Annotated in this window: 2 protein-coding genes and 1 pseudogene; 2 read left to right on the plus strand and 1 reads right to left on the minus strand. The window is 35.4% G+C overall.

Annotated features, from left to right (window positions below; all coding sequences use genetic code 11):
- Positions 1–272 precede the first annotated feature (272 nt).
- The gene (locus tag CQZ94_RS30545; RefSeq protein ID WP_105588412.1) at positions 273–623 is read left to right on the plus strand and encodes a VOC family protein; all 351 of its coding nucleotides are present in this window, start codon (positions 273–275) and stop codon (positions 621–623) included.
- A gap of 377 nt (positions 624–1,000) precedes the next feature.
- Here CQZ94_RS30545 and fabZ read toward each other — a convergent pair whose 3' ends face one another.
- A complete protein-coding gene (gene fabZ, locus CQZ94_RS30550) occupies positions 1,001–1,438 on the minus strand; it encodes a 3-hydroxyacyl-ACP dehydratase FabZ (protein WP_002191926.1) in 438 nt (145 codons plus the stop codon).
- Positions 1,439–1,793: 355 nt separating this feature from the next.
- Here fabZ and CQZ94_RS30555 point away from each other — a divergent pair.
- Positions 1,794–1,986, plus strand: a pseudogene (locus CQZ94_RS30555) (IS6 family transposase); the annotation flags it as partial.

Genomic DNA, 1,986 nt, shown 5'->3' on the forward strand with positions numbered 1-1,986 from the left:
TTTCAAACCAAAAATAATTCGCCCTTACGTTGAGTATATGTATTCAACGTAAGGGTTCTTTTAAATTCATATTTAAATTTCCTTGGTTAAGATAACGTATATATCTCGGCTGAACCCCGTTATAATTAAATCGTTTCCTTTTCGCCATTTATTAAACTAACGGGCAGGATATGTTAATCAATTCGCGAATACTTCAAATAATCATTAGCAAAGATTCTGCATGAACCATAAAAAATGGTATCCTTAAAAAAGTGAAGGGGCAGCATAGCCTTATGAAACTAGGACATATAATGATTTTCGTCAATGACATGACAAAGGCGAGATGGTTTTATTCTGAATTGCTGGGTTTGCAAACATTGTTAGAGCAAGAAAATAAGCTTGTATTTGCCCTTGACGGCTGTCAGCTTATAGCTTTTAAGTGTGAAAATACCAAAGAAATTGGAGATTATTCAAACGAGGCTAGAACCGTTTTGGTGTTTGAGGTTGTATCTGTTGAGCAAACTTATAAGGAAATGAAGGAAAAGGGTATTCAATTTTTGCATGATAAACCTACTCAAGGGCGATATGCTGCTTTCGTTGATCCGTTTGGTAACGTGCATGAAATCGCTGAATCGTTCGAATGAGCGTCGTTAACTTTGTTACAAACAACGTGGTGAAGCATATTACAAAGGTATTGCGCTAACGGGACACGATAGCGCAAAGATTGATTGCAATCAAAGTTAGACCGAAGATTAAGATCGTGGTTTGATACTGAATTAGTCCGGGGGTTTCGCTCGCGACCCGGTCTTTTTTTATGGGAGGATAGACCACAATGCCTGTACCGAATATAAAAATAAAAAGGATATGGGAAGATACTGATTTTTTTGAATTGAATTTTGACTCTACTGGATTTTATGGCACTGCGAACATTAACATATATATCAATTTCTGCTAAAGAAAATTATGGTAAATAGAAATGTATATATTATGCGATAAAAAAGCCTACAGACTTAACAAATCTTTAGGCTTTTTTATTATCGAAAAGAGCAAATGTCACGTCTGCTTCACAAACAATTTCATCATCTATTGTAGCAATAGCATGGGCTTTGGCAATTAAACCACGAACACGTGTCATTTCTACTTCTAAACGTAGCTGATCACCGGGACCAACTTGTTTTTTGAATCGGCAATTATCAATACCAGCAAAAAGACCAATCTTTCCACGGTTTTCTTCTTTCATGAGCATAATAACTGCACTTACTTGTGCTAAAGCTTCTACAATTAAGACGCCTGGCATAACTGGATAGTCAGGAAAGTGACCGTTAAAGAATTCTTCGTTAGTTGTAACATTTTTGATCCCAACTGCGCGTTTGCCTACTTCTACTTCAATAATACGATCTATCAGTAAAAAAGGATAACGATGCGGAATAATCTCTTTAATTTGTTGAATATCAAGCATAAATCTCTCTCCTTTGTTATTACATATTTCTATTATTACACTACTTGTATTTGGAAACAATGAGAGAATTACTATAGATAATCTAACTTATGTGAATAAAAAGCCTCATTAGTAGAATCTGCAGGGGGGTATAGATTTCTAGACTGATTGACTACTGATAAGTGTAGTTATGTATACTAGATGTGTATATGGGATATATTTTTGAGAACAAAATAAGAGTTAAGCAGTCTTATAATTTAATCATAACTCAGTTGATTGTAATTATGGTTCTGGTGCAAACACTCCAAAACGCTTGTAAGTAACCTCCTAAACTTGGACATACTGATACTAGTATTCTAAAAAGGATGTGATTGGTATGGAAAAGCAAAATCTATTCAAGTGGAAACATTATCAACCGGATATTATTTTATTAACCGTGAGATGGTACCTACGGTACAACCTCAGTTTTCGTGATTTAGTCGAAATGATGGAAGAACGCGGGCTATCCCTTGCCCATACAACTATCATGCGATGGGTTCATCAATATGGTCCCGAATTAGATAAGCGAG

It is taken from the genome of Bacillus sp. MYb209 (assembly GCF_002975175.1).
Taxonomy (GTDB): Bacteria; Bacillota; Bacilli; order Bacillales; family Bacillaceae_G; genus Bacillus_A.

What these genes read in the sequence shown, in the direction of transcription:
- CQZ94_RS30545 (WP_105588412.1), top strand. Translation starts at nt 273, where the DNA reads ATGAAACTAGGACATATAATGATTTTCGTCAATGACATGACAAAGGCG.
- fabZ (WP_002191926.1), bottom strand. Translation starts at nt 1,438, where the DNA reads ATGCTTGATATTCAACAAATTAAAGAGATTATTCCGCATCGTTATCCT.